The sequence below is a fragment of the Hyphomicrobium sp. CS1GBMeth3 genome, from assembly GCF_900117455.1.
Lineage (GTDB): Bacteria > Pseudomonadota > Alphaproteobacteria > Rhizobiales > Hyphomicrobiaceae > Hyphomicrobium_C.
On record NZ_FPHO01000003.1, the window covers coordinates 1,362,896 to 1,388,194 of the forward strand.

Annotated in this window: 25 protein-coding genes; 14 read left to right on the plus strand and 11 right to left on the minus strand. The window is 62.7% G+C overall.

Annotated features, from left to right (window positions below):
• Window positions 1-154: 154 nt before the first annotated feature.
• The 5 genes from dapF to CS1GBM3_RS13715 all read left to right on the plus strand — a co-directional run bounded on the left by dapF (window position 155) and on the right by CS1GBM3_RS13715 (window position 4,868).
• Window positions 155-1,072: a diaminopimelate epimerase gene (gene dapF / locus CS1GBM3_RS13695; protein WP_083567563.1), complete on the plus strand. Its 918-nt coding sequence runs from the start codon at window positions 155-157 to the stop codon at window positions 1,070-1,072.
• Window positions 1,073-1,112: 40 nt separating this feature from the next.
• Window positions 1,113-2,369, plus strand: a complete 1,257-nt coding sequence (mtaB, locus tag CS1GBM3_RS13700) for a tRNA (N(6)-L-threonylcarbamoyladenosine(37)-C(2))-methylthiotransferase MtaB (RefSeq protein WP_072397503.1) — start codon at window positions 1,113-1,115, stop codon at window positions 2,367-2,369.
• Window positions 2,366-3,475, plus strand: a complete 1,110-nt coding sequence (gene ftsY, locus CS1GBM3_RS13705; protein ID WP_072395981.1) for a signal recognition particle-docking protein FtsY — start codon at window positions 2,366-2,368, stop codon at window positions 3,473-3,475. The genes mtaB and ftsY overlap by 4 nt, the downstream gene beginning before the upstream one ends.
• Window positions 3,456-4,154, plus strand: coding sequence for an inner membrane-spanning protein YciB (locus tag CS1GBM3_RS13710; RefSeq protein ID WP_244534655.1), 699 nt, complete (start codon window positions 3,456-3,458; stop codon window positions 4,152-4,154). The genes ftsY and CS1GBM3_RS13710 overlap by 20 nt, the downstream gene beginning before the upstream one ends.
• A 120-nt stretch (window positions 4,155-4,274) precedes the next feature.
• Complete coding sequence (locus tag CS1GBM3_RS13715) at window positions 4,275-4,868, plus strand: septation protein A (RefSeq protein WP_072395982.1); 594 nt, start codon at window positions 4,275-4,277, stop codon at window positions 4,866-4,868.
• A gap of 57 nt (window positions 4,869-4,925) precedes the next feature.
• On the opposite strand, the gene CS1GBM3_RS13720 is transcribed toward CS1GBM3_RS13715, so the two are convergent.
• Window positions 4,926-5,960 (minus strand): aspartate-semialdehyde dehydrogenase, encoded by a 1,035-nt coding sequence (locus CS1GBM3_RS13720; RefSeq protein WP_072395983.1) that lies wholly within the window; start codon window positions 5,958-5,960, stop codon window positions 4,926-4,928.
• A gap of 317 nt (window positions 5,961-6,277) precedes the next feature.
• Between CS1GBM3_RS13720 and CS1GBM3_RS20265 the strand changes: the two genes are divergently transcribed.
• From CS1GBM3_RS20265 to CS1GBM3_RS13735, 3 genes are all read left to right on the plus strand, one after another.
• Window positions 6,278-7,621 carry an ATP-dependent DNA helicase gene (locus CS1GBM3_RS20265; protein ID WP_072395984.1) on the plus strand — a complete coding sequence of 448 codons (1,344 nt, stop codon included), beginning with the start codon at window positions 6,278-6,280 and terminating at the stop codon, window positions 7,619-7,621.
• Between the two features lie 285 nt (window positions 7,622-7,906).
• Window positions 7,907-8,359, plus strand: coding sequence for a phasin family protein (gene phaP / locus CS1GBM3_RS13730; protein WP_072395985.1), 453 nt, complete (start codon window positions 7,907-7,909; stop codon window positions 8,357-8,359).
• A gap of 119 nt (window positions 8,360-8,478) precedes the next feature.
• The gene (locus tag CS1GBM3_RS13735; protein WP_072395986.1) at window positions 8,479-8,991 is read left to right on the plus strand and encodes a GNAT family N-acetyltransferase; all 513 of its coding nucleotides are present in this window, start codon (window positions 8,479-8,481) and stop codon (window positions 8,989-8,991) included.
• Between the two features lie 66 nt (window positions 8,992-9,057).
• Here the strand turns inward: CS1GBM3_RS13735 and CS1GBM3_RS13740 are convergent, their stop codons facing one another.
• Window positions 9,058-9,633 (minus strand): hypothetical protein, encoded by a 576-nt coding sequence (locus tag CS1GBM3_RS13740; protein ID WP_072395987.1) that lies wholly within the window; start codon window positions 9,631-9,633, stop codon window positions 9,058-9,060.
• Window positions 9,634-9,820: 187 nt separating this feature from the next.
• Here CS1GBM3_RS13740 and dapB point away from each other — a divergent pair, with 187 nt between their 5' ends.
• From dapB to leuB, 4 genes are all read left to right on the plus strand, one after another.
• A complete protein-coding gene (gene dapB, locus CS1GBM3_RS13745) occupies window positions 9,821-10,627 on the plus strand; it encodes a 4-hydroxy-tetrahydrodipicolinate reductase (RefSeq protein WP_171946495.1) in 807 nt (268 codons plus the stop codon).
• A 39-nt stretch (window positions 10,628-10,666) separates the two neighbouring features.
• The gene (locus CS1GBM3_RS13750; RefSeq protein ID WP_083567872.1) at window positions 10,667-11,308 is read left to right on the plus strand and encodes a 2,3-bisphosphoglycerate-dependent phosphoglycerate mutase; all 642 of its coding nucleotides are present in this window, start codon (window positions 10,667-10,669) and stop codon (window positions 11,306-11,308) included.
• Window positions 11,298-11,894, plus strand: a complete 597-nt coding sequence (locus CS1GBM3_RS13755; RefSeq protein WP_072395989.1) for a DUF4337 domain-containing protein — start codon at window positions 11,298-11,300, stop codon at window positions 11,892-11,894. Before CS1GBM3_RS13750 ends, CS1GBM3_RS13755 begins: the two co-directional genes overlap by 11 nt.
• A gap of 102 nt (window positions 11,895-11,996) precedes the next feature.
• On the plus strand, window positions 11,997-13,112 hold the full coding sequence (gene leuB, locus CS1GBM3_RS13760) for a 3-isopropylmalate dehydrogenase (protein ID WP_072395990.1): 1,116 nt from the start codon (window positions 11,997-11,999) through the stop codon (window positions 13,110-13,112).
• 86 nt (window positions 13,113-13,198) lie between these two features.
• On the opposite strand, the gene CS1GBM3_RS13765 is transcribed toward leuB, so the two are convergent.
• From CS1GBM3_RS13765 to mnmG, 7 genes are all read right to left on the minus strand, one after another.
• Window positions 13,199-13,453: a hypothetical protein gene (locus tag CS1GBM3_RS13765; protein WP_072395991.1), complete on the minus strand. Its 255-nt coding sequence runs from the start codon at window positions 13,451-13,453 to the stop codon at window positions 13,199-13,201.
• Between the two features lie 225 nt (window positions 13,454-13,678).
• Window positions 13,679-14,686, minus strand: coding sequence for a type I pantothenate kinase (gene coaA / locus CS1GBM3_RS13770; protein ID WP_083567564.1), 1,008 nt, complete (start codon window positions 14,684-14,686; stop codon window positions 13,679-13,681).
• 12 nt (window positions 14,687-14,698) lie between these two features.
• A complete protein-coding gene (locus CS1GBM3_RS13775) occupies window positions 14,699-15,043 on the minus strand; it encodes a phosphoribosyl-ATP diphosphatase (RefSeq protein WP_072395992.1) in 345 nt (114 codons plus the stop codon).
• Between the two features lie 208 nt (window positions 15,044-15,251).
• Window positions 15,252-16,148 carry a ParB/RepB/Spo0J family partition protein gene (locus CS1GBM3_RS13780; protein WP_072395993.1) on the minus strand — a complete coding sequence of 299 codons (897 nt, stop codon included), beginning with the start codon at window positions 16,146-16,148 and terminating at the stop codon, window positions 15,252-15,254.
• A gap of 37 nt (window positions 16,149-16,185) precedes the next feature.
• The gene (locus CS1GBM3_RS13785) at window positions 16,186-17,010 is read right to left on the minus strand and encodes a ParA family protein (protein ID WP_072395994.1); all 825 of its coding nucleotides are present in this window, start codon (window positions 17,008-17,010) and stop codon (window positions 16,186-16,188) included.
• Between the two features lie 4 nt (window positions 17,011-17,014).
• Window positions 17,015-17,491: a 16S rRNA (guanine(527)-N(7))-methyltransferase RsmG gene (locus tag CS1GBM3_RS13790; RefSeq protein WP_348533611.1), complete on the minus strand. Its 477-nt coding sequence runs from the start codon at window positions 17,489-17,491 to the stop codon at window positions 17,015-17,017.
• Window positions 17,492-17,739: 248 nt separating this feature from the next.
• Window positions 17,740-19,614 carry a tRNA uridine-5-carboxymethylaminomethyl(34) synthesis enzyme MnmG gene (gene mnmG, locus CS1GBM3_RS13795; RefSeq protein ID WP_072395998.1) on the minus strand — a complete coding sequence of 625 codons (1,875 nt, stop codon included), beginning with the start codon at window positions 19,612-19,614 and terminating at the stop codon, window positions 17,740-17,742.
• A 228-nt stretch (window positions 19,615-19,842) separates the two neighbouring features.
• Between mnmG and CS1GBM3_RS13800 the strand changes: the two genes are divergently transcribed.
• Window positions 19,843-20,280, plus strand: coding sequence for a hypothetical protein (locus CS1GBM3_RS13800; protein ID WP_072396000.1), 438 nt, complete (start codon window positions 19,843-19,845; stop codon window positions 20,278-20,280).
• Between the two features lie 605 nt (window positions 20,281-20,885).
• Here the strand turns inward: CS1GBM3_RS13800 and CS1GBM3_RS13805 are convergent.
• Window positions 20,886-21,557, minus strand: coding sequence for a peptidoglycan DD-metalloendopeptidase family protein (locus CS1GBM3_RS13805; RefSeq protein WP_072396002.1), 672 nt, complete (start codon window positions 21,555-21,557; stop codon window positions 20,886-20,888).
• Window positions 21,558-21,719: 162 nt separating this feature from the next.
• On the minus strand, window positions 21,720-23,069 hold the full coding sequence (gene mnmE / locus CS1GBM3_RS13810; RefSeq protein ID WP_072396003.1) for a tRNA uridine-5-carboxymethylaminomethyl(34) synthesis GTPase MnmE: 1,350 nt from the start codon (window positions 23,067-23,069) through the stop codon (window positions 21,720-21,722).
• Window positions 23,070-23,160: 91 nt separating this feature from the next.
• Here mnmE and CS1GBM3_RS13815 point away from each other — a divergent pair, with 91 nt between their 5' ends.
• Window positions 23,161-25,191, plus strand: coding sequence for a thioredoxin domain-containing protein (locus CS1GBM3_RS13815; RefSeq protein WP_072396004.1), 2,031 nt, complete (start codon window positions 23,161-23,163; stop codon window positions 25,189-25,191).
• Window positions 25,192-25,299 lie beyond the last annotated feature (108 nt).

A 25,299-nucleotide genomic window follows, 5' to 3' on the forward strand; every position in this document is an offset into this window, starting at 1 on the left:
CTGTTGCCACGTTGCCGACCATATGTAGGGTGCCGACGCCGTTTGCCGAGGGGGCGTTTGATCTGTAAGGCGAATTGGCGGACCCATTCACAGGCTCCCGCGATCGCCGAAGCGCGTTTGTCTTTTCGCGGTACTTCGCCCATATAGTCGCGTCATGAGCGCCCCCGGTTCCCTCAGCTACGTCAAGATGAACGGCCTCGGAAACGAGATCGTTGTCGTCGATCTGCGCCGCGGCGGCGCGCTGCCCGGCCCGGACGGCATCCGCGCCATTGCCCAAAACCCGCGCACCGCCTTCGACCAGATGATGGTGCTCGATCCGCCGCGCACACCGGGCACCGACGCATTCGTGCGCATTTTCAATACCGACGGGTCGGAATCGGCAGCCTGCGGCAACGGCACGCGCTGCATCGGCTGGCTTGAGACGGAGCGCACCGGCAAGCACGATCTGCGCTTCGAGACCCGCGCCGGCATCCTGCGGGTCTCTGTGAAGGATTTATCGGCCATCACCGTCGACATGGGCGAGCCGCGCTTCGGCTGGGCCGAGATCCCGCTCGCCGAAGCGTTTCACGACACCCGCGCCATCGAGCTGCAGATCGGCCCCATTGATGCGCCGCTCCTGCATTCCCCCTCGGTAGTCAACGTCGGCAACCCCCACGTCATATTCTGGGTGGACAAGCCCGTCGCCGGCTATGACCTCGGCCGTTTCGGCCCGCTGATCGAGAACCACCCGCTGTTCCCGGATCGGGTCAACGTGACGATTGCGGAGGTCATCTCCCGCACCGAGATCGCCATCCGCACCTGGGAGCGCGGCGTCGGACTTACGCAGGCCTGCGGCACAGCCGCGTGCGCCACGGCCGTCTCGGCCATGCGCAAGAACTTGGTGGATCGTAAGGTAACCGTAAACCTGCCCGGCGGGCCGCTCGTCATAGAATGGGCGGCAGACAACCACATACTGATGACTGGCCCTGCGGCGCTCGAGCACGAAGGCACGCTCGGAGAGGAGCCTGCCGCTGCGGCTAAGCAGCAGCCCGCCTTGTCCCCTCACCCTGTGCCTGTGGGCCGTTTGACCTAAGAGCCGCATGACGCTTCCCGCTGATGCCCCGAATGACGCGATGACCGAACCGCTGATCGTCACTCTTGGCTGCCGGCTGAACGCCTACGAATCCGAGGTCATGCGCCGCCATGCGTCCGACGCCGGCCTCGCGGATTGCGTGATCGTCAACACCTGCGCCGTGACGGGCGAGGCCGTACGCCAGGCCGAGCAGACCATCCGCAAGCTGCGCCGCGAGCGCCCCGGCGCGCGCCTCATCGTCACCGGCTGCGCCGCGCAGATCGAGCCCGAGCGCTTCGCCGATATCCACGGCGTGGATCACGTCATCGGCAATGCCGAGAAGCTGGCACCCGGAACCTTCCGCGCGCTCGCGACCGAAACGCTCGAGCGCATCGCCGTCAACGACATCATGAGCGTGCGCGAGACCGCCCTGCATATGATCGACGGCTTCGGCTCGCGTGCCCGCGCTTACGTGCAGATCCAGAACGGCTGCGATCACCGCTGCACCTTCTGCATCATCCCGATGGGCCGCGGCCCGTCGCGCTCGGTTCCCGCCGGCGAGGTCGTCTCGCAGATCCGCAAGCTCATCGAAACAGGTTATCCCGAGATCGTGCTGACTGGCGTCGACATCACGTCCTACGGCGCCGACCTTCCGGGCCGCACGTCGCTCGGCCGCCTCGTGAAGCAGATCCTGGCACACGTACCCGAGCTTCACCGCCTGCGCCTCTCCTCCATCGACCAGGTCGAGGCGGACGAACACCTGCTCGACGCCATCGCCAACGAGCAGCGCCTGATGCCGCATCTACATCTTTCAATGCAGGCTGGCGACAATCTGACCCTGAAGCGCATGAAGCGCCGCCACCTGCGCGACGATGCCATCCGATTCTGCGAGACCGTGCGCCGCCTGCGCCCGGATGTCGTATTCGGGGCCGATCTCATCGCCGGCTTCCCGACTGAGACCGAGGACATGTTTGCCAACACGCTCGATATCGTTGACGCGTGCGAGTTGACCTACCTACACGTCTTCCCGTTCTCTCCGCGCAAAGGCACACCGGCCGCGCGCATGCCGCAGCTCGACCGCCAGATCATCAAGGAGCGCGCCGCCCGCTTGCGCGCCAAGGGCGAAGCAGCGCACGCCCACTACCTCGATCGCCTTGCAGGCACGCGCATCGAGCTCCTGATGGAGCGAGAGGACATCGGCCGCACGCCGCACTTCGCGGAGGTGAGCATTGATCGCAAAGCACCCATCGGCGCGCTGCTGTGGGCCACGCTCGGCCGCCACGATGGCCGCCGCCTGAACGGAATGATCGACGCGTGAGCAATAACGAACCCAAACGCAAAGGCTTCTTCGGCCGCATGTTCGGCTCCGGCGACAGGCCGGATCCGTCTCCGGCAGAGCCGCACGCCGATGCGCCGCCCGTTGACACCCCGGAAACCGAAGCGACGGCGCCGGATACTGTGACACCAGCACCCGAAGCTCCAGCCGCACCCACGCCGCCGGAGCCGGCGCGCAAGGGCTGGTTCGAGCGGCTGAAAACCGGTCTTGCAAAAACCTCGTCACGCTTGACCGAGGGCATCACCGGCCTCGTCACCAAGAAGAAGCTCGATCAGGACACGCTCGACGAGCTCGAGGAGTTGCTCCTCGCGGCCGACCTCGGCATCGAAACATCGTCGCGCATCACCACCGCGCTGGCCAAGGGTCGCTTCGACAAGCAAATCTCGGCCGAGGAAATCCGCGAGACGCTGGCCAGCGAAGTCGCCCGCGTTCTCGAACCGCTCGCTCACCCGCTCGAGATCGATCCCGCCAAGAAACCGCACGTCATCCTCGTGCTGGGAGTCAACGGCTCGGGCAAGACCACGACCATCGGCAAGCTCGCCGCCAAGCTGACGCGCGAAGGCCGCCGCGTGACGCTAGCCGCCGGCGACACCTTCCGCGCCGCCGCCATCGACCAGTTGAAGATCTGGGGTGAGCGCACCGGCGCGCCGGTGATCGCCCGCGACGTCGGCGCCGACGCCTCGGGGCTCGCGTTCGATGCCGTCAAGGAGGCACAGGCCAATGGCTCGGATGTGCTGCTGATCGACACCGCCGGCCGTCTCCAGAACAAGGACGCCCTGATGCAGGAGCTGGAGAAGGTCGTCCGCGTGATTCGGAAGGTCGATCCCACCGCCCCGCACGACGTGTTGCTGGTACTCGACGCCACGACGGGCCAGAACGCGCTGCAACAGGTCGACGTCTTCCGCGAGCGAGCCGGCGTCACCGGCCTCGTCATGACCAAACTCGACGGCACCGCGCGCGGCGGCATCCTGGTTGCGATCGCCGCCAAGCACGCGCTCCCGATTCACGCCATCGGCGTGGGCGAAGGTGTCGACGACTTGCAATCTTTCTCTGCCAAGGATTATGCCGATGCAATCGCCGAAAACTGAGGTCAGAAGCCTGGCAGCCGATCCACATGCCGAGCTGCGCGAAACCAACACCCAAGGTCACACAGCGATCATGAGCCCCCGCAAGCGTCTCTATCCGTTCAACGCCGAGCAGACGGTCAACATACTGAGCGAGTTCGGGCCGCTTGTGACGATGTTCGTCGTCAACGCGCTCTACGGAATCAACGCGGGCACGTGGGCGCTGATCCTCACCACCATCGCGGCCATCATTGCGATGGTCTACATGTTCCACCGTCCACCAGTCTTCCCGCTGATCGCGTCCACTGTGACGATCGTCTTCGGCGCACTGACTCTGGTCACCCACGACCCGATGTGGGTGCAGATCAAGGTCACAATCTTCAATGCGCTGTTTGCCGCTTTCCTGTTCTTCGGATTGTGGACCAATCGCAACTTCTTCCAGTACGTATTCGAGAAGACGTTCCACTACACCAAAGAAGGATGGGATACCTTTACACGCTCGTTCGCCTGGTTCTTCCTGCTAACGGCGGGGCTCAACGAGGTCGTCCGCCTCTACTTCAGGGATGATCACGTCTACACCGTTCTTGGTTACGCCATGAATGGCGTAGACATCTGGATCGCCTTCAAGCTGTTTATCATTCTGCCACTGAGTGGCCTCTACGCTTGGCTGTTGACCAAGTGGATGAGCAGGCACCATCTGTGATGTGCTAGGGTACCCCTGCACGCGCAACAGACGGAAGGCACGGGTTGCGGCGTTCCTTGTGCTGACGCCACCCCGCCGCAAGCGAACGCGACGTTCGAGAAACGAAAGTATGACCTGCCCATGAGCCAGACGGAAACGAAGACAGAGACCAACGAAAGCGGCAGCCAGCAGCTCCTGAAGTTCGTCGTCGAGCTGGGCCCCCTGGTCGTATTCTTCCTGGTCAATGCGCGCGCGGGTATTTTCTGGGGAACGGGCCTTTTCATCGCTGCAACGCTGGTATCGCTCGTCGCCTCCCGCCTCCTCTTCGGACGCGTACCCGTCATGCCGCTCGTCTCGGCCTTCGTGGTCATCGTGTTCGGTGGGCTGACGCTGCTGCTGCAGGACGAGCTGTTCATCAAGCTCAAGCCCACCATCGTGAACAGCATCTTCGCATCGGTGCTGTTCGGGGGCCTCTACTTCGGAAAGTCGCTGCTGAGCTACCTTTTCGGCGATGTATTCTCACTGACCGAGGAAGGCTGGCGCAAACTGACGTTCCGCTGGGCCTGCTTCTTCGTCTTTCTGGCGCTTTTGAACGAGTTCGCTTGGCGCCTGCTCACGACCGACCAGTGGGTGACGTTCAAGGTCTTCGGCATCATGCCGATCACCATGGTGTTCGCAATCTCGCAGGTCGGTCTTTTGCAACGCTACGCACTGAACAAACCCGCCGCCGAATAAACGAATATGGCCGCCTTGCGGGCGGCCATATCGACAAAACGAAGCGAATGAGCCAAGCTAAGCTGCGGCCTTTGCCTTCAAGAGATTGCGCTCGACCAGCGTCTCCGCGATCTGCACCGCGTTGAGCGCCGCGCCCTTCAAGAGATTGTCAGCCACGATCCACAGCGCGAGACCGTTTTCGACGGTCGCATCCTCACGGATACGCGAGACGTAGGTCGGATACTCGCCCGCGGCCTCAACCGGCGTCACGTAGCCACCCGGCTCGCGCTTATCGACGACGAGCACGCCCGGCGCGTCGCGCAGGATCTCACGCGCCTCATCCGCTGTGATCGGACGCTCGAACTCGATGTTGAGCGATTCCGAGTGACCGACGAACACCGGCACACGCACGCACGTCGCCGTAAGCTTGATCTTCGGATCGAGGATCTTCTTCGTCTCGGCGAGCATCTTCCATTCCTCTTTTGTGTACCCGTCCTCCATGAAGACGTCGATGTGAGGAATGCAGTTGAATGCGATCTGCTTGGTGAACTTGTTGGGCTCGACCTCCTGTCCAGGAACGTACTTGGACTTGGTCTGCGCCCACAGCTCGTCCATCGCCTCCTTGCCGGCGCCCGACACGGACTGATAGGTCGACACGACGACGCGCTTGATGCCGGCCGCTTCATGCAGCGGCTTCAAGACGACAACCATCTGCGCCGTCGAGCAGTTGGGATTGGCGATGATGTGCTTCTTCGTGAAACCCGTCACCGCATCCGCGTTGACCTCGGGCACGACGAGCGGCACGTCCTGATCATAGCGCCAGTGCGACGAGTTATCGATGACGACGCAGCCGGCCGCACCGATCTTCGGGCTCCAGACCTTGGACACCGCCGAGCCGGCCGACATCAGGCAGATGTCAGCCTTGGAAAAATCAAACTGCTCAAGGTCCTGGCATTTGAGGGTTTTGTCGCCGCACGAAACCTCGGTGCCGAGCGAACGGCGCGACGCGATCGCATAGATCTCGTCAGCGGGAAAGTTCCGCTCGGTGAGTACGTTCATCATCTCGCGTCCGACATTTCCGGTCGCGCCGACGACAGCGACTTTGTAGCCCATGGCTCAGGGTCCTTTTTGAGCCCGTCGGATATCTCCGACGGTAGCTAAAAATGCGTCGGAATATCCGACGGCGGGCTTCACTTACGCGCGCCAGCCCCCCCTTTCAAGGACCAATTCGCAGCCTACGCCCCCGCTGGAGGCAACCCTGGCGGCCAACTTGCAGGCCGGAACCCGGACACATGCGCGGTAATCGCCATTCAGCTCCACGTGCGTGGCGCCTCTATCCCGCGATTTGGGGGCAACTCCGCGCTCCCGCTTTGACAGGCGCGCCCGCATCACCTTAGCTCAGCCTCCCGCTGCCCGTCGAAAGGCCCTTCGTGACGATTCCCTCGACAGCACCTGCCTCCATCCCACCCGCCAACCAAGTCTGGCCCGAGGGTGTGACGCCGACAGAGGAGTACAGCAGCGCGCTCGAATTCGTCCGCGAAGGCGACGGACACCTGTTCGTCACCGGCCGGGCCGGCACCGGCAAATCCACGCTTCTGCGTGCGCTCCGCAACGCCATCGCCGAGGAGCTTGTCGTCGTGGCACCGACCGGCCTCGCCGCCGTCAACGTTGGCGGCCAGACCATTCATTCCTTCTTCGGGCTCCCGCCACGCCTGATCCGCTCCGAGGATATCCGCCGCAGCCGCAACGGCACCGTCATGCGCAAGCTGGCGTTCCTCGTCATCGACGAAGTGTCGATGGTGCGTTCGGACCTGATGTGGGCCATCGACCAATCCCTGCGCATCAACCGCGGACGCCCGCGCGAGCCCTTTGGCGGCGTCCGTCTCCTCCTGTTTGGCGACCTGCATCAGCTTCCGCCCGTGGTGCAGGAGGCCGAGGTGGCGGGGCATCTGCATGAGGAGTTCGGCGGCCCGTTCTTCTTCTCCGTGCCGGCCCTGCGCGAGGGCGCCGGCACCGAGCTGCTCGAGCTGACACAGGTATTCCGCCAGAGCGATGAGGCGCTGATCTCGGTCCTGAACCGCATCCGCGACGGCGAAGCCGACGCCGACGATCTCGCCGAGCTGAACCAGCGCGTCGCGCCCATCCGCACGCTGGGCGAAGGCGACCGCTTCGTCATCCTGACGCCGACCAACGCCGCCGCCCAGCGCATCAACGCCGCCTATCTCGATGCATTGCCCGGACGTGCCGTGACCTACGAAGCCGGAATAACGGGTGACTTCACGCAGGCCTCGCACCCGACCGACAGCGCACTGACCTTGAAGACCGGTGCCAAGGTTATCCTCCTGCGCAACGATCCCGATCGCCGCTGGGTCAACGGCACCATCGCGCGCATCTCGCGTCTCGAGGAGAAGAAGGTCTTTGTCGAGGTCTCGGGCCGCGAGCACGAGCTGGAGCCCGTGAGCTGGGAGCAACGCCGTTACGCCTACGACCGCGAGCAGGAGAAGATCGTCGGCACCGTCGCCGGCACCTTCCGGCAGTACCCGGTGCGCCTTGCCTGGGCCCTCACCATTCACAAGGCGCAGGGCTTGACCCTCGACAACGTCTACATCGACCTTGGCCGCGGGACCTTCGCGCACGGCCAGGCCTATGTCGCTTTGTCGCGGTGCCGCTCACTGGAGGGCTTGGCGCTCGCTCGCAAGCTCGAGCCGCGGGACATTCTGTTCGACCGGACCGCGATGGGCTATCGCGACATTTTCACCGCTCGTCAGCCGTAAGACAATGACGTGCCTATCTCTTTTCGCATGTGCGAGATGGTGCGCAGACGGACAATCAGCCTCGTATGCCAGCGCGCATGAAAAGTTAACAGCAAAATCCGATTGATTCAGATCAAACGACGACTTCGCGGAGCAACAAATTTTCATGTTGCAGTGCAAAAATGATTTGCTATGGTGCGTTTCGAAAGTTGGACATCGCTTGGTTCGCGTCTCCGGCCCGCGCACCCGCTGCCCCCCCTTTCCTCAGCCCGCAGAGTTTGATCATTCCATTTAGGAGCAAACCCCGTGAACGACTTCACCCGTCAGACCCAAGAGTTCCTCTCTGCCGCCAAGGACGCCCGCATTCCGGAGCAGGTTCAAGCCATCGCCGAGGACAGCGTCACCAAGGCGCGCGAGACCTATGACAAGTTCTCGACCGTCGCCAAGGACGGCGCCAAGGTTTTCGAGGAAGTTGCCGTTGCAGCCTTCGCAGGCGCCAAGTCGATCAGCGACAAGGTTCTGAAGAACACCGAGAACAACACCGAGGCTGCCTTCGAGGCCGCCCAGTCTTTCGCCCGTGCCAAGACGCTGCCCGAGTTGCTCCGTCTCCAGACCGGCTTCGTGCAGCAGCAGTTCGCCACCGCCGGCGCCCAGTCCAAGGAGCTATTCGAGCTGTCGACGAAAGTCGCACAGCAGACCTTCGAGAGCCTGAACACTGCCGCCACCAAGACCTTCGATCAGATCAAGAAGGCAAGCTAGTTTGCTTTCTGTCCCGTTACGGTGAAAAGCCCGGCGCTTAAAAACGCCGGGCTTTTCTTTTTTTTCGAAGAGCGCGCGCTTTGCCTTCCGCCGGCAAAAATTCTCGCTATAGTGGAAACATGTTAGGGTCGCGTTCCGATATCAAGATCCGCAAAGGCAAGCTCGCCGACGCCGCAGCTGTCGCCGAGACATTTCGCCAATCTTGGGTGCAGGCGTATCGCGGCATTCTTCCCCACAGCCACCTCGAGAACATGATCCGCCGTCGCGGCCCCGATTGGTGGGCAAGCGTCATTCGCAGCGGCGACAGTCTGATCGTGCTCGAGAAGGGCGGCACCATTATCGGCTATGCGACGCTTGGCTTCTCGCGCACGCGCGGCCCGTATCAGGGCGAGATCTACGAGCTGTACATCACGCCCGTGTTCCAGGGGATCGGTCTTGGTGAGCACCTGTTTGAAGCCTGCCGCTATGGCCTCGATCAGCGTCGCCTGAAAGGCCTGATCGTTTGGGCGCTCGCCGAAAACACCATTGCGACGGATTTTTATTGGCGTCGCGGCGGCCGTCCCGTGAAGCAAGGCTTCGAGACCATCGGCGGCCAAAAGCTCGAAAAGATCGCCTTCGGCTGGTCGTCGTAAAATCCGCAGCGTCACAAATCTAGTTGCACACAAAACGCCAGCCGCATCTCCACACGATGGATGGAGCTACATGGGGCTGCGCCCACGCGCGCCTTGCACCGAAGCCTCTTGCGGGCACGGCTGCGACCGCGCGACCTTGTCCGCGATCCTGCGCGCAAGCACGATCGCATTGAGGTTGGCCAGCGCGTCGATGTAGGCCACGTGACATGCCTCGCGCTCCGTCACGCGCATGACCACGAGCACCTGCCCGGCCCCTGTCGGGCTTTCGGTGAAGTAACGCACGATGGTGGCATAAGGCACCGTCCGCGCGTCCCGCACGACGAACCGCCACTCGACAGTCGGTCGCTGCCCACCCTTCTCAAACAAAGTATTGAATGCGCTGAGCGTTTGTCGCGCGGCCTGGCGCTTCTCAGGATCCGGCCCGACGCTGAGAAACACCCCGCGATCGCCTTCGGCGAGGTAGACGGGATAGCCGGGCAAACCGCGGCAAAGCCGCGCCGCGCCGTCCACCGCACCGGGCACGGCCGTACAACCCGAAAGGTCGATAGCCGTGTAAAGGCTTCTGACCGGCTGGATAGCCTCAGCCGCACCGCACCAAAGCGCGGCGCTGATCGCGAGCAGTCGGACCCACTGACCGGCCATCGGATACCTCAGCACAGAAGTCAGACTGTTCTACACAGCTTCGTGGCTGAAATCCGCGATTGTCGCCACCGATCACGACTAAAGAAACCTTACCTCCCCTGGAATTTTAATCTGGCGGAAGCGCCGCACTTCCGCTGGGCCGTGAGCGTGCTATATCGGCGCCCAATCGAACCCCCCTGAGGACCTGATGAGCGAGATCCGAATCGCCGTGACGGGAGCTGCGGGCCGCATGGGCCGCGAACTTGTCCGCGTGATCTCAGCCACCTCGGGCTGTGTGCTGTCCGGCGGCACCGAACCTGCCGGCTCGCCACACGTCGGCGCCGACCTCGGTACCCTCGCCGGACTCCCGGCCCTCGGTCTCTCTGTCACGTCCGACCCACTCGAGTTGCTGGCCCGCAGCGACGCTGTCATCGATTTCACGATTCCGGCGGCCACGGTCGAGATCGCGGGTCTCGCCGCAAACGCGCGCATCGTACACGTCATCGGGACGACCGGCCTTAACGATAGCGACGAGGCAGCCATCAAAGCTGCGGCCCGCCACGCTACTGTTATCAAGGCAGGCAACATGAGCCTCGGCGTCAATCTGCTGACAGCCATCACTCGCCGCATTGCCCAGGCCCTCGACGCGGACTTCGATATCGAGATCGTCGAGATGCACCATCGCCAGAAGGTGGATGCCCCCTCGGGCACGGCATTGATGCTTGGCCAGGCAGCGGCCGAGGGTCGCGGCATCGATCTCAAGGCTAACAGCGTTAAGTCCCGTGAGGGTCACACCGGTCCGCGTCGCCGGGGCGATATCGGCTTTGCAACGCTGCGCGGTGGTACCGTGGTCGGTGATCACACGGTCATCTTCGCGGGCGAGGGTGAGCGCATCGAAATCACGCATCGGGCCGGTGACCGGAGCATTTTCGCGCGTGGTGCCGTCAAGGCAGCACTGTGGGGCCAGGGCAAAGGTCCGGGCCTGTTCAACATGAGCGATGTGTTAGGGCTTTAGATGTCAAATTTGCAAAGAACCAAACGGATTTCCGCCATGATGAACCAGCTGGTGCTCGTGCGCCATGGCGAGAGCGAGTGGAACAAAAAGAACATCTTCACCGGCCTGCGCAATCCCGACCTCACCGACAAGGGCCTCATCGAGGCCGTTTGGGCGGGCCGCGTGCTGAAGTCCGAAGGACTGCGCTTCGATATCGCCTTCACGAGCAAGCTCAAGCGCGCCCAGCACACACTGGACATCATCCTCGGCGAGATGGGCGGCGAGACCCCGAACATCATCGAGGATCCGGCGCTGAACGAACGCGACTACGGCGAGCTCTCCGGACTGAATAAGGACCAGGCGCGCGAGCGGTGGGGCGAGGAACAGGTGCTCACCTGGCGCCGCAGCTTCGACACGCCGCCCCCGGGCGGTGAAAGCCTGAAAGACACGGCGGCCCGCGTCATTCCCTACTACGAGGAGAAGATCTGGCCGGAGCTCACCGCCGGCAAGAACGTAATCGTCTCCGCGCACGGCAACTCGCTGCGCGCGCTCATCATGCATCTGGAGAAGCTCACGCCGGAAGAGATTCTCGACCGTGAGCTGGCCACGGCTGCGCCTCAAGTCTATCGCCTGTCGGACGCGGGCGATGTCGCGGAGTACCGCGAGCTTGTGCGCTCCGAGGGCCGCGACGATGGCATTTGACGATCTCGGTCGCGACGCAACCGACCAGAGCCAACGCAACCGCGACCGCTGGATCGGTGTCTACATCGGCGTGCTCGCTGTCACCCTCGCCATCTGCTCGCTGGGCGGCGGCAACGCCGCCAAGGAAGCGACGCTGAAGAACATCGAGGCTTCCAATACCTGGGCCTTCTTCCAGGCCAAGAACCTGCGCCGGCAAATGCTTCGCATGCAGCTCGACGAGTTCGAGCTCGTGAGCCTGTCGGACCCCAATTTATCCGGCGAGGCAAAGACCGCCATCTCTGCCAAGATCGCGAGCTACCGCGAGCAGGATAAAATCCTCACCTCCGACCCCAAATCGAACGAGGGGCTCGACGAGCTGTTCCACCGCGGCAAGGCGCTCGAGGCGGAGCGAGATATCGCCATCCAGAAAGACCCCTATTTCGACTACGCCCAGGCCCTGCTGCAGATCGCCATCGTCCTGGCCTCCGTCGCCATTATCTCGGGCGGCACGGCGGTTCTGGTTGCCAGTATCGGCGTCGGCATTCTCGGCGCCCTGTTGACTCTGAACGGCTTTACCCTGCTGCTCGCCATCCCGCTCATTGGCTGACGCGGCCGAGGAGCTGCACACTCGCCTTCGCAGTGCAGCTTGCCCCAGGGCCGCCGGCACGCTAGTACCGCGCCACCGAAATCCCTCCTGACGGAACTCCCTATGACCACGCATAAGCTGCTCCTTCTGCCGGGCGACGGCATCGGCGTTGAAACCATGGCCGAGGTCGAGCACATCATCGCCTTCTTCAACAAGCGGAGCGGCAAGGCCAAGTTCGAGACTGACAGCGACCTCGTCGGCGGCGCGGCCTACGACGCGCACGGCGTCGCCGTCACCGACGAATGCGTTGCCAAGGCCAAGGCCTCCGACGCCGTGATCTTCGGTGCGGTCGGCGGTCCTAAGTGGGACAAGGTCCCCTACGCGGCACGCCCCGAGGCCGGCCTCCTGCGCCTGCGCAAGGATCTCGCGCTCTTCGCCAACCTGCGCCCCGCCATCTGCTACCCGGCCCTCGCCGACGCATCCTCGCTCAAGCGCGAGCTCGTCGAAGGCCTCGACATCATGATCGTGCGCGAGCTGACGGGCGGCGTCTATTTCGGCGAACCGAAGGAAATCGTGACGCTTGAGGACGGGCAAAAGCGCGCCGTCGATACGCAAGTCTACACCACATACGAGATTGAGCGCATCGCCAAGGTTGCCTTCGATCTCGCGAGAAAGCGCTCGAACAAGGTGCATTCCGCCGAGAAGCACAACGTCATGAAGTCGGGCGTGCTTTGGAAGGAGGTCGTCACCGCGACCCACAAGTCCTACGCGCCCGACGTCGAGCTCAATCACATCCTCGCCGACAACTGCGCCATGCAGCTCGTGCGTAATCCGAAGCAGTTCGACGTCATCGTCACCGACAACCTGTTCGGCGACGTGCTGTCGGACGAGGCCGCGATGGCCACCGGTTCGCTCGGCATGCTGCCCTCGGCTTCGCTCGGCGCCGCCGACGAGAAGACCGGCAAGCGTCTTGCCCTCTACGAGCCCGTACACGGCTCCGCGCCCGATATCGCGGGCAAGGGTCTCGCTAACCCGATCGCAACCATCGCGAGCTTCGGCATGGCCTTGCGCTACTCGTGCGGCATGAGCACGGAAGCCGACCTGATCGATCGCGCCATCGCCGACGTCTTGGCGGAGGGCTATCGCACCGGCGACATCATGCAGGCCGGCATGCGCCAGGTGGGCACGGCCGAGATGGGCGGCGCTATTTTGGCCAAGCTCGAGAAGCTCGTCGCCTGAGCATTGACGACTGCTCAAAAAATGAAAAAGGCGGCTCCAGGAAGGAGCCGCCGGAAGATGATGTTCGCCGGATGGGCTACCCGCCCTTAGTCCTTCGTGATGACGAAGACCTTGAAATCCTTGTCGAGGCGGAAATCGTACTGACCGGCTTTGCACTTCACGTCCTCTGCCTCGTAGACGCCGGAGCCCTCGCTCTCCTTTTCGTAGGTGCCGCCCTCGCAGCCCCACTCGGCAACAGCCGCCTTGATCTTCGCGGCCTCATCATCTGTCGGCTTGTCGTCAGCGTAGGCAGCACCCATGCCAAGAGCCATAGCGGCGGAAACAGCGAACACGCGCTTCATTGTCATCTCCTTGGAAAGGTAAGTTAGTGATCGGGAAACGTTCCCTATTTCGTTGCTGCATCGCAGCACGTCTAGAGGGAAAACTTCCCGATTTAATCCGGGAACGCGCAAATCGTTCATTGCGCGAGATTATTTTTTGCACTTTCCCGGATCTAAAAGCCGATCCAACCTAAAGCTGCGATTAATTCCGCAACGTCGTACTCGGCCGGCGCGCTGCCGATTCGCTCAAAGCTTGCGCAAAGCAACTGTGCTCACACCGTGGTCCTCATCCTTGCGCAAGATGAGGCGCGCCCGCGGGCGCGTTGGCAGAATGTTGTCGGTGAGGTTTCTGAAATTGATCTCGCGCCAGATCTCAAGCGCCCGCGCGATGGCGTTGTCGTGCGTCAACGTGATGTAGCGATGGAAATACGACGCGGGATCGCGAAACGCCGTGTTCCTGAGGCGCATGAACCGCTCCACGTACCATTTCTCGATCGTGTCCGAATCAGCGTCGATGAAAATCGAAAAGTCGATGAAATCGGAAACGAACGGACCAGGCTCGCTGCCGCGTTCGAAGGTCGGCGGCTGCAGCACGTTGAGTCCCTCGACGATCAGGATATCCGGCCGTTCGATCACGATCTTCTGGCCAGGCATGATGTCGTAGTGGAAGTGCGAGTAGACCGGAGCCTCGATCTTTTCCTTTCCGCTTTTGACGTCGGCGAGGAAACTGATCAGACGCGCGGTGTCGAAGCTCTCCGGAAAGCCCTTCCGGTTCATGAGATCGCGCGCTTCGAGATCGCGGTTCGGAAACAGGAAGCCGTCGGTCGTTATGAGATCCACGCGCGGATGATCCGGCCAGCGCGCGAGCAGCGCTCTCAGAACACGAGCCGTCGTGCTTTTACCGACTGCGACCGACCCAGCCACACCGATGATAAACGGCACTTTGCAGTCCATGCGGCCGAGAAACGTCGAGCTTACCGCATGCAGCTTCTGCGCTGCCGCCACATACAGATTGAGAAGTCGCGACAGAGGGAGATAGATCATCTCCACCTCTTCGACCGACAACTCTTCGATGATACCGGACAGCACCTCGAGCTCGTCCGGCGCCAGTGTCATCGGCGTATCGGCGCGCAGCTTCGCCCACTGCTCGCGCGTGAAAACACGATAGGGCGTAAACTGCAGCTCGTGGCTGTGCGCCGCGCCGACAAATTCGAGTGCGCTGGTGTCCGGTACCGGCTGCGCCTTGCTCCGCATACTCATTCGCGGTCACCCGGAAGCCTTGCCGGCTTCTCCACTGTTTCGCGCTGCCTTCTCCGCCAGGCCTGACTGTGCCGAGCGGCCTTCCAGCACGGCGAGCACATCGCTCAAGGCGATGCCGCGCGCCTCGAGCAGAACCAGAAGATGATAAAGCAGATCCGCAGCTTCCGCACGCAGCGCGTCGTCGCTCTCGGAAACGCCGGCGATAACGGTCTCGACCGCCTCCTCACCCAGCTTTTTGGCGCACCGCTCCGGCCCCGCGTCGAGAAGCTGGCGCGTGTACGATTTGTCGGCGCCCGCTGTGCGCCGGGCCCGGATCGTCTCGGCAAGCCGCAACAGAACCTCGTCGCTCATGGGAAAAGCCTCCCGGCCTCCGCCCTGGACGACGGAGAAAAAGTATTGGCGCGTTCGACTGAGACTGTCACTCCGGCAGCAGCCGATACCCCGACACGTCCACGAGACCGCAGCGGATCCTGAGGTGGGCGAGCAGGCACCCGGCCATAAGCACCGAGCGCGCCATTGTCCAGCGCCGAGCGCACCCCACGCTTAACGGATCGCAGCCTCAGCCGCCCTGCGAGCCGGTGAGGCGCATGCGGATATAGTCGAGCTGATCGAAGTTTCCATACTTGATGATCAGATTGCCGCTCTCGCCGGAGCCGCGTTTGACCTCGACCCTGAGCCCGAGCGTATCGGCCAGCTCCTTCTCGAACGCCTTCGTATCCGGATCTTTCTCGCGAGCTTTGCGGGCGCCACCCGTCGAGCCGGCAACCCCGATCGGCCCAGCCTGCGCCAGCGCCTCCGCTTCGCGCACGTTGAGGTTCTGCTCGAGAATCCGCTGCGCCAGAGCCTCCGCATCCTCGCGGCCGACCAGCGTGCGCGCATGTCCGGCCGTAAGCTTGCCTTCCTGCACAAACGTCTGAACGGAAGCGGGCAGCTTCAGAAGGCGCAGCGTATTGGCCACATGGCTGCGGCTCTTGCCGATAATCTCCGAAACCTGCTCCTGGCTATAGTCGAAGCGCTCGATGAGCTCCCGGTAGCCGTTCGCCTCCTCGATCGCGTTGAGATCGGCGCGCTGCACGTTCTCGATGATCGCGAGCTCGAGCATCTCTCGATCGGAGAGGTCCCGCACGATGACCGGCACCATGTGAACGCCGGCTTTCTGCGACGCGCGCCAGCGACGCTCGCCGGCCACGATTTCGTAAGCCTGCGCTTCATCTGGATGCGGCCGAACGACGATGGGTTGTACGAGCCCCTTGGTGCGGATGGAGTCCGCGAGCTCTGCCAGATCCTGCTCCGCGAAATCCTTGCGCGGGTTGAAGCGGCTGCTGCGCATCTGCGCGACCGAGAGCATCCGCTGCTCACCCTCGACCGGAACACGCGGCTGGCTCGCCTGCGGCGTCTCCCCGATTAGCGAAGCCAGACCACGGCCGAGCCGGCTTTTTGGTAGCGGAGAGTTCATGGCGGCTGCCCTGTATTTTATCGTTAGATAGAGAATATTACGCAGCTTTATTCTGACGCTCGCGTTCGATGATCTCGGTAGCGAGGCGGATGTAGGCTTGGCTTCCCGCGCAATCATAATCGTAAAGCAGGATCGGCTTGCCGTGCGACGGCGCCTCGGCGACGCGCGTATTCCGCGGAATAACGGACTCGTAGACTTTCGAGCCGAAAAACGCGCGAACCTCCTGCGCAACCTCGCGCGACAGCGTGGTCCGCGCGTCATGCATGGTCAGAACCACGCCCTGGATCTCGAGGCTAGGATTGAGCGTAGCCCGGATCTGATCGATGGTTTCCTTGAGCTGCGAAATGCCCTCCAGCGCGAAGAATTCGCACTGAACCGGCACCAGAACGGCGTCCGCAGCCGCGAGCGCGTTGAGCGTCAGGATGTTGAGCGACGGCGGGCAGTCGATCAGAACGTAGCGATAGCTCTGATCCGCGGGTTTGCCCGCCTGCTGGGCCGCCAGGGCCGCCACGGCGTCGCGCAGCTTGTAAGCCCGGCTCGCCTCACCGGAAAGATCCGATTCAAGCCCGACCAGGTCCTGGTTCGCCGGAACCACGGCGAGCCCCGGGATTGCCGTCGGCACGGCCACCTCGGCGAGACTCGCATTGCCGATAACAGCGTCGTAGGAGGTCCGCGAGCGGCCTTCGGGCGGCACGCCGAGGCCAGTCGAGGCGTTTCCCTGCGGGTCGAGGTCGATAACGAGCACGCGCTCGCCGATAGCGGCCAGCGCCGTTCCGAGATTGATTGCCGTGGTCGTTTTGCCGACGCCGCCCTTCTGATTGGCGATCGCCAGCGTCCTGAGCTTGGGTCCTGGGCCTGTCACGGGACTAACCCTCCGTCCTCGCAGCCAAATTTCGTATGATCACAATACGCGCCTCCGCCTCGGTCAGACTTGGGACAAGCGCGCAATCGAAATCGAATCGCTTTTTTGCCTCCTCTATTTCTATCCCGGCTTCGCGACCCTTTGGAAACAGGGCAACGGTCGAGGGAGAAAAAAACGGCAAGGCAAGCCCCAGGAGCTTCGGCAGCGGCGCCAGAGCGCGCGCTGTGATTGCGTCTCTTATCGGAGAGTTAGCCTGAGTCGCGCACTTTTCGCTCCGCTCGGCCCGAATCTCCACAGCAACCCCTGTTTTTCGGGCCACCTCGCCGAGGAAGGCGGCCTTCCGGACATCGCTTTCGACCAGCGTCATGCGGGCCGCGGGGTCCCGTTCGGCCAGCATAATGGCCAGAACCAGGCCGGGGAAACCCGCCCCGGAGCCAAGATCCAGCCAGCTTTTTCCTCCCTGCGGTTCGGCCGCGGGCACCAACCCTGGCTCTTGCCCGCCGGGCGGAGGAAAAAACGGAGGCTCGAGCCCCAGCGCCAAAAGCTGAGCCGAATCCGCGAAGTGCCGATGCCAGACCTGATCCAAAGTCGCTGGCGCTACGAGATTGATGGTCTTCTGCCAGGTCTTAAGCAGCGCCTCATAAGTCCTGAGGCGGTCGAGCGTTTCACGTGAAACCCCGAACGCGTCCTGGAAGGCCTCGGGCGTATTGATGCGGCCGCCAGCCGGCGTCATGACGCCTTTTTCCGCTGCGTTTGCTTTTTGACGGCGGCCAGAACGAGCATCAGCGCGGCCGGGGTCATCCCCTCGATGCGCCCGGCCTGCGCCAGCGTCGCCGGCCGCTGCGCCGAAAGCTTCTGCACGAGCTCACCCTTGAGCCCGGCCAGAGTTGCATAATCAAATTTGGCCGGAATGGCGATGGCTTCGTCCTTGCGGAGCGCGGCCACGTCGACCTCCTGCCGTTTGACGTAGGAATCGTAGCGAGCGTCAATTTCGGTTTGCGCCGCGATCTTTGGATCGACGGATTTCAGCTCAGGCCAGATCTCAGCCAGCCGCGCGAAGCTCATGTCAGGATAAGACAGAATTTCGAACGCGGTTCGCCGCCGCCCATCCTTGTTAATTTCGATTCCGTTTCGTTCCGCTTCTCGCGGTGTGAGCGTTTTTTGAGAAAGAACATTAGCAAGTAATGCTAACTCATTGTTTTTACTTGAATACGAACGTGAACGAATCGTGCTCACACAGCCCAATTCGGCGCCTAAAGGCGTCAAACGCTGATCCGCATTGTCGGCCCGCAGCCGCAACCGGTACTCGGCGCGCGAGGTGAACATGCGATAGGGCTCGGTGACCCCGCGCGTCACCAGATCGTCGATCATGACGCCCAGATACGCGTCCGCGCGCGACACAACGAACGTTTTTTGCCCGCCACTGGCCGCCAAAGCCGCGTTTATACCGGCCGCAACACCCTGCGCGCCCGCTTCTTCGTACCCCGTGGTGCCGTTGATCTGCCCGGCGAGGAACAAACGCGAGAGCCGCTTCGTCTCGAGCGTCGGCAGAAGCTCGCGCGGATCGACATAATCGTACTCGATCGCGTAACCAGGACGCTTTAAGATAACGGACTTAAGCCCTGGAAGAGTCTTGAGAAAAGACTCTTGTACATCGGCGGGAAGCGAGGTCGAGACGCCGTTCGGATAGACCGTATCGTCATCCAATCCTTCCGGCTCCAGGAACACCTGATGCGCCTCGCGGTCGGCGAACCGCACCACCTTGTCCTCGATCGACGGGCAGTAGCGCGGCCCGCGCGAGGCGATCTGCCCCGAATACATCGGCGAGCGCGCGAGATTGGCGCGGATGATCGCATGCGTTTCGGCAGTGGTCGACGTGACCGCACACGTCACTTGGCGGTTGGTGATCCTGTCGGTCAGAAACGAGAACGGCACCGGATCAGCGTCCGCCGCCTGCTGTCGCAGCGAATCCCAATCGATCGAGCTGCGTGCGAGCCGCGCGGGTGTGCCCGTCTTGAGCCGCCCCATGCGCAGGCCGAGCCCATATAGCCGCTCCGAGAGCTTCAGCGCAGGCGCATCGCCGACGCGTCCTGCAGGCTGAGTTTTATCGCCTAAATGGATGAGGCCATTGAGAAAAGTGCCGGTGGTCAAAACCACGGCGCCGGCCCGGATCTCCTCGCCGGCTTGCGTGATCACACCTTCGACCACGCTTCCATCGACAATGAGATCCTCGACCGCACCTTCGAGCACCATGAGGCCGTCGGTTGTGCGTACGGCCTGCTGCATGGCTTCGCGATAAAGCTTTCGATCTGCCTGCGCACGCGGCCCCTGCACCGCCGGTCCGCGCGAACGATTGAGCAGCCGGAACTGGATGCCCGCCGCATCCGCGACGCGCCCCATGAGCCCGTCGAGCGCATCTATCTCGCGCACCAGATGGCCTTTTCCGAGCCCACCGATCGCCGGATTGCAGGACATCTCGCCGACGGTCTCGAACCGATGCGTAACAAGCGCAACCGATGCGCCCATGCGTGCAGCCGCGGCGGCCGCTTCCACGCCCGCATGCCCGCCGCCGACGACGATCACATCGAAGGTCTGCCCGGCCATTGCCGATCACCTACCAACCCGCTTCAAGGTAGCGGACAGATACAGGACGCTCATCGCGGGGTCAAAGCGACCACATGGGCGCGACCCTATCGCCATGACGCGCAAAAATGCTCATCAGACGTTTCATGTGGATAGCACCAGTGATGCACAACCCGCGCTTTATTCAACCACGGCGGCGCCTTTTTGCGAGATCTACGCTTGCTCCCTACCGCGCGGTTGGAGCAACGGATGCGGAAAGTTTGTATCGGGTTCTTTGTGGCGTTGACGCTGTCCGCCTGCGCTGGTCGCATTCCGCAACCCACGCCTTTGGCACTTGCCTCCGATCCACAACTCGACTGCGACGCCATCAAGGCGGAGACGACGCGCAACAATCGGAAGATCTCAGACCTCGCCATCGAGCAGAGCTGGAAGATGGGCCAGAACGCCGTCGCCGGCATCGTCGGTTTCATGGTCTGGCCGGCCTGGCTCGGGATGGATCTGCAGAACGCCGCAGGCAAGGAGGCCCACGCGCTATCCCAGCGCAACGAATACCTGCTGTCGCTAGCATCCGACCGCTGCGAGCCCACCACGCAGACAGCTCACAATGGCAGCCGCATCGAGCCGTTCATGTCGCCGCTTGCTACGAGCCACGAGATCCTCTCCGGCGTCAGCTTCACAAGCCACTAACCCCAGCACCGAGTGATTCACGTGAAACATGGCTGCTCCAAACACCAGCCCTGAACAATTGTGTTGATAGCCCGCCCACCAACAAATCAGTCAGTCACCAGGTCTTATGGCGGCCGAGGGGCACAAATAGGCTCAACCCCATATTTTAGGGGTTGGATGATGTTGAAATTCATTTTCGTGATGGTCGTTAGTCGTTCAAGCAGTCGATCTGACCATGACATGCGAACAAATCCAGGCGGAAGCCAAGATCAACAACGATCGGATTTCCGACCTCGCAACCGAGCAGGGTGGAAGGTAGGCCAAAACGTTGCCGCGGGCGTCGTTGGCCTATTCATGGACGGTGTGGTTCGGAATGGACTTTCAGGACGCCGCCGGAAAAGAGGCAAAAGCGCTGTCACAACGACACGAGTACCTGATGACGCTCGCTAAGACCCGGTGTGCCAATCCCATGGAGACAGCGAGTGTCCCCGCCTATCAATAGGTGCCATTCGAATGTGATTCACGTGAAACACCACCGCGATCATTTCCGCCAAATTTTGGATTCACGTGAAACATTGATTTCGAACGGCCCCAAATTTTGGGTGCCATGGCATCCGCAAAACAGATCAGCGATGCCGCCCGCTCCCTAAATCCGTGGGATCGGGCATATGTGAATTTTCGAGCTCGTCATTTGGACCATATCCATCCATGTCGTCGAGGACCGGCACATAACGGTCGAAGATTGCTTGGTCGAAGCATTGCAGGTGAAGGTGGGGAAACCAGACGCCGTTCTCGCGCGGCTTGCCGATAAACCCGACCCGGCTTCCACGCTGGAGTACGTCGCCAGGTTCCGGAAGTCGTGCGTGCGCGAGGTGGCCCATGAGGTAGTAGCCCGCGCCTCGATAGGGATTGTCGAGCTGCACGAACACGCATCCGCCCCAACCTCCGTAAGAGGTATCGCGCACCACGCGCAGAACCCTTCCGCCAGCTGGAGCCACCACCTCGGTGCCGGCCGGAACGTTGTAGTCGACTGCGGTGTGCCGCATCTTATCGGGGTCGTGATAATGCCCGCGCCATAGGTGATCACGCGGTTCCATGTATCCACCGTACGTGAAGTCGACGCCCTTGCGACGCGCATCCGCTTCCACCCAAGCTTGGCAGTAAGCAGGATCGTTGAGCGGATTGGGAGAGGCCGTCGCAACGGCAGGATCCGCCTTGGCCTCAGCGGCCAAGTTCGTATACGCCCACCGCGCGGCGACGAGAGCTGGAAATATCGCTGGTATCGCCGCCGACGTCATTCACCGAAACTCACTTATCTTAAAAGGAATGACAAACGGTCGGTATTCCGTCTCATCGATAGTCACACGCCACCAAAACGATTCACGTGAAACACCTGATGCCGATCCTTCACCCGGAAATGGATTCACGTGAAACATCCCGTGCCGCTTCACCGTCCGCATCTATTTCCCGATGCAGAACCGACCGAAGATGTGATCGAGCACATCCTCCACGTCCACGCGGCCCGTGATGCGCCCCAGCGCGTCCGCCGCCCGCCGCAGATCCTCGGCCCGCAGCTCCACCTCGTCGCGCGAGCCGGCAAGAAACGTGGCCAGGCTGTCGCGGCACGCTTCCACCAGGCGCCGGTGACGGACCTGCGTCAGCACCGGCTCCCCTTGGTGACCGATGCGCTCGCGAGCGATCACCGTCAGCCGCTTGATGAGATCATCGAGACCCGCACCGGTCTTCACCGAGAGCGGCACCATGTCGTCCGGAAGCGCCGGCGCTCCGTTGCCGTTCGACAGAAGATCGATCTTGTTGAGCACCAGCAGCGTCCGGTCGGCGAGCGGCGCAAGCTCCACCGGGATCGCCGTCTGCGGCGCCTCTGCCTCCGCGAGCCACAGCACGAGATCCGCGCCCTTCGCCACCTCGAGGCTGCGCCGCATGCCTTCGCGCTCGATGGCACCCTGTGTCTCGCGAAAGCCTGCCGTATCCGAGACGATCACCGGCAGCCCGCCGAGATCGAGACGCACCTCGATGACGTCGCGCGTCGTGCCCGCCTCCTCCGAGACGATGGCCGCATCCCGCCGCGCGATAGCGTTGAGCAGGCTCGACTTGCCCGCGTTGGGCGGCCCCGTCAGCGCGACGCGGAAACCGTCACGCAGGATCTCGCCGCGGTGACCGTCTGCGAGATGATTGATCATCGCCTGGTGAAGGACTGCGACGATGGCGGTCGCATCGGCGAACGTCTTGGCGCCGATGTCGGCTTCATCCGAGAAATCGAGCCCCGCCTCGATCAATCCCAGCGCTTCGACAAGGCTCGCGCGCCAGCCGTCGTAGAGATCCGACAATGCACCCGAGGCCTGCGCCAGCGCCTGGCGCCGCTGGCCTTCCGTCTCGGCGTCGATGAGATCGGCGAGCCCCTCCACCTCCGCGAGATCGATCTTGCCGGATTCGAACGCACGCCGCGCGAACTCCCCAGGCTCGGCCATCCTGAGCCCGGGCACTAGGCTCAACGCCCCGAGCACGGCCTGCACCACGGCGCGCCCACCGTGCAGGTAGAGCTCCGCCACATCTTCGCCGGTGAAGCTCTTGGGCTCCGGGAACCAGATCACCACGCCCCGGTCGAGCTTCTCGCCGCTCTCGGGATGGCGGATGAAACGCCCTACGGCGCGGCGCGACTGCGGCCTCGGCCCCGCCATGAAATCCATGACGCGCCCCGCCCCCGGACCCGAAACCCGCACCACGGCCACGCCGGCGCGCCCCTGGGCACTCGCCAGCGCAAAGATCGTCTGCTCGGGATCGTTGGCCATGATGGAACTTTATTCGGAACGCTTGCGGTCGCTTTGCGGGTTATCAAGAAGACCCCACATGAGACGCGATGAGAAACGACAGGACACTAGCATGAGCCGCAACCGCCTGGGTGACGAGACGAGCCCATACCTTCTCCAGCACCGCGACAACCCGGTGCACTGGTGGGCATGGGGACCAGAGGCGCTCGCCGAGGCCAAGCGAACCGGCAAGCCGATCCTGCTCTCGATCGGATACTCCGCCTGCCACTGGTGCCACGTGATGGCCCACGAGAGCTTCGAGGACGAGGTGACGGCACGCGTGATGAACGATCACTTCGTGAGCATCAAGGTCGACCGCGAGGAGCGCCCCGACATCGATGCCATCTACATGGGAGCCCTTCACCGCCTGGGGCAGCAGGGCGGCTGGCCGCTGACCATGTTCCTCGACAGCGAAGCGCGCCCGTTCTGGGGTGGCACGTATTTCCCGAAGGTCCCGACCTTCGGCCGGCCCTCCTTCGTCGACGTGCTGGAGCGTCTTTCGGATATCTATCGCAACGAGCCGGAGAAGGTGGCCGGCAATGCCGACGCGCTGATGAAGTCGCTCGCCGAACAATCCGACCGCGGCGCCGGCCCGCGCGTCACCGATCAGATCCTGCGCGAGGTGACGATGCGGCTCGCTCGCGCCGTCGATCCCGTCCACGGCGGCATCGCGGGCGCACCAAAATTTCCGCAGTGGAGCTTCTTCTGGCTGCTCTGGCGCGGCGCCATCCGTTACCGCCACGAGCCCGCGAAGGCTGCGGTGGTGAAGACGCTCGAGCGGATGACCATGGGCGGCATCTACGATCACCTCGGTGGAGGCTTCGCGCGCTACTCGGTGGACGAGCTGTGGCTCGTCCCTCACTTCGAGAAGATGCTCTATGACAACGCGCTGCTGATCGATCTCATGACAGAGGTCTGGCGTGAGACGCAAAGCCCGCTGCTCGCCGAGCGCATCGCCGAGACGGTCGACTGGATTGCCCGCGAGATGGTCGTCGAGGGCGGCGGCTTCGCGTCTGCGCTCGATGCCGATTCCGAAGGCGAGGAAGGCAAGTTCTACGTCTGGACGCCCGAGGAAATCGATGAGGTGCTCGGACCCGACGACGGTGCCGTCTTCAAGCAGGCCTATGACGTCACGCCCGAAGGCAACTTCGAGGGCCACACGATATTGAACCGCTTGCACGCCGAGGGGCTCGGCACGCCCGACGAAGAAGCGAGGCTCCGCAAGCTCCGCGCGAAGCTGCTGGCCGCCCGCAGCAAGCGGGTGCGCCCCGGCTGGGATGACAAGGTCCTGGCCGACTGGAACGGGTTGATGATCGCCGCGCTCGCCCGTGCAGGCGTCGTCTTAGATCGTTCACCTTGGGTGACGATGGCCCGGCAAGCCTTCACCTTCGTCACGGAAAAGATGACCGTCTCCGGTCGCCTCCTTCACTCGGTTCGCCACGGAGCCGGCCGTGCCCCCGCGACCGCCACCGATTACGCCAATATGATCTGGGCGGCGTTGCGCCTCTACCAGGCGACGGGCGAAACGGGCTACCTGGAGCAGGCTGTCCGCTGGGTCGAGATCCTGGATGAGCATTACTGGGCGAAGGATGTCGCCGGTTACTTCACCGCCGCCGATGACACCCGCGATGTGATCGTGCGCCTGCGTACCGCAACCGATGATGCCACCCCCTCCGCCAATGCGACCATGGTCAGCAACCTCGCCGCGATCGGAACCGTGACCGGAGAGCAGCGTTACTTTGAACGGGCTGGATCGATCCTCGAGGCCTTCTCATCTGACCTTGCGCAGAACCTGGGCGGCCACACCGGTCTTCTCGGCGCGGCGATTGATGTCTTGGCTCCGCAACTCGTAGTCCTGATCGAGGGCGAGGAAATGAGCGGTGAATCCCTGAATAAAGTGTTGAAGCAACTTTCAGTTCCGGGTGCCATCGAGCTTGGAACGAAAGGCTCAGTCGGAGACATAGGTCCGTCTGCCCTGCGGGGTAAGTCGGCAGACGCAGGGCGGGCAACCGCCTACCTGTGCTCGGGCCCGCAATGCTCCCTTCCGATCACAAGCAGAAACGCCCTGCGACAACTGATCATCGACCAACGGTCGATTGTTTAAGATCAAAGTTTCTTACGGCGGAAGTAACAAAAAATGCTGTGAAAACCGCGTTTAGCATAGTTAGAGTTCCGGCGAGCGAACCATACGCATCTAAGGGTATGAAAACGT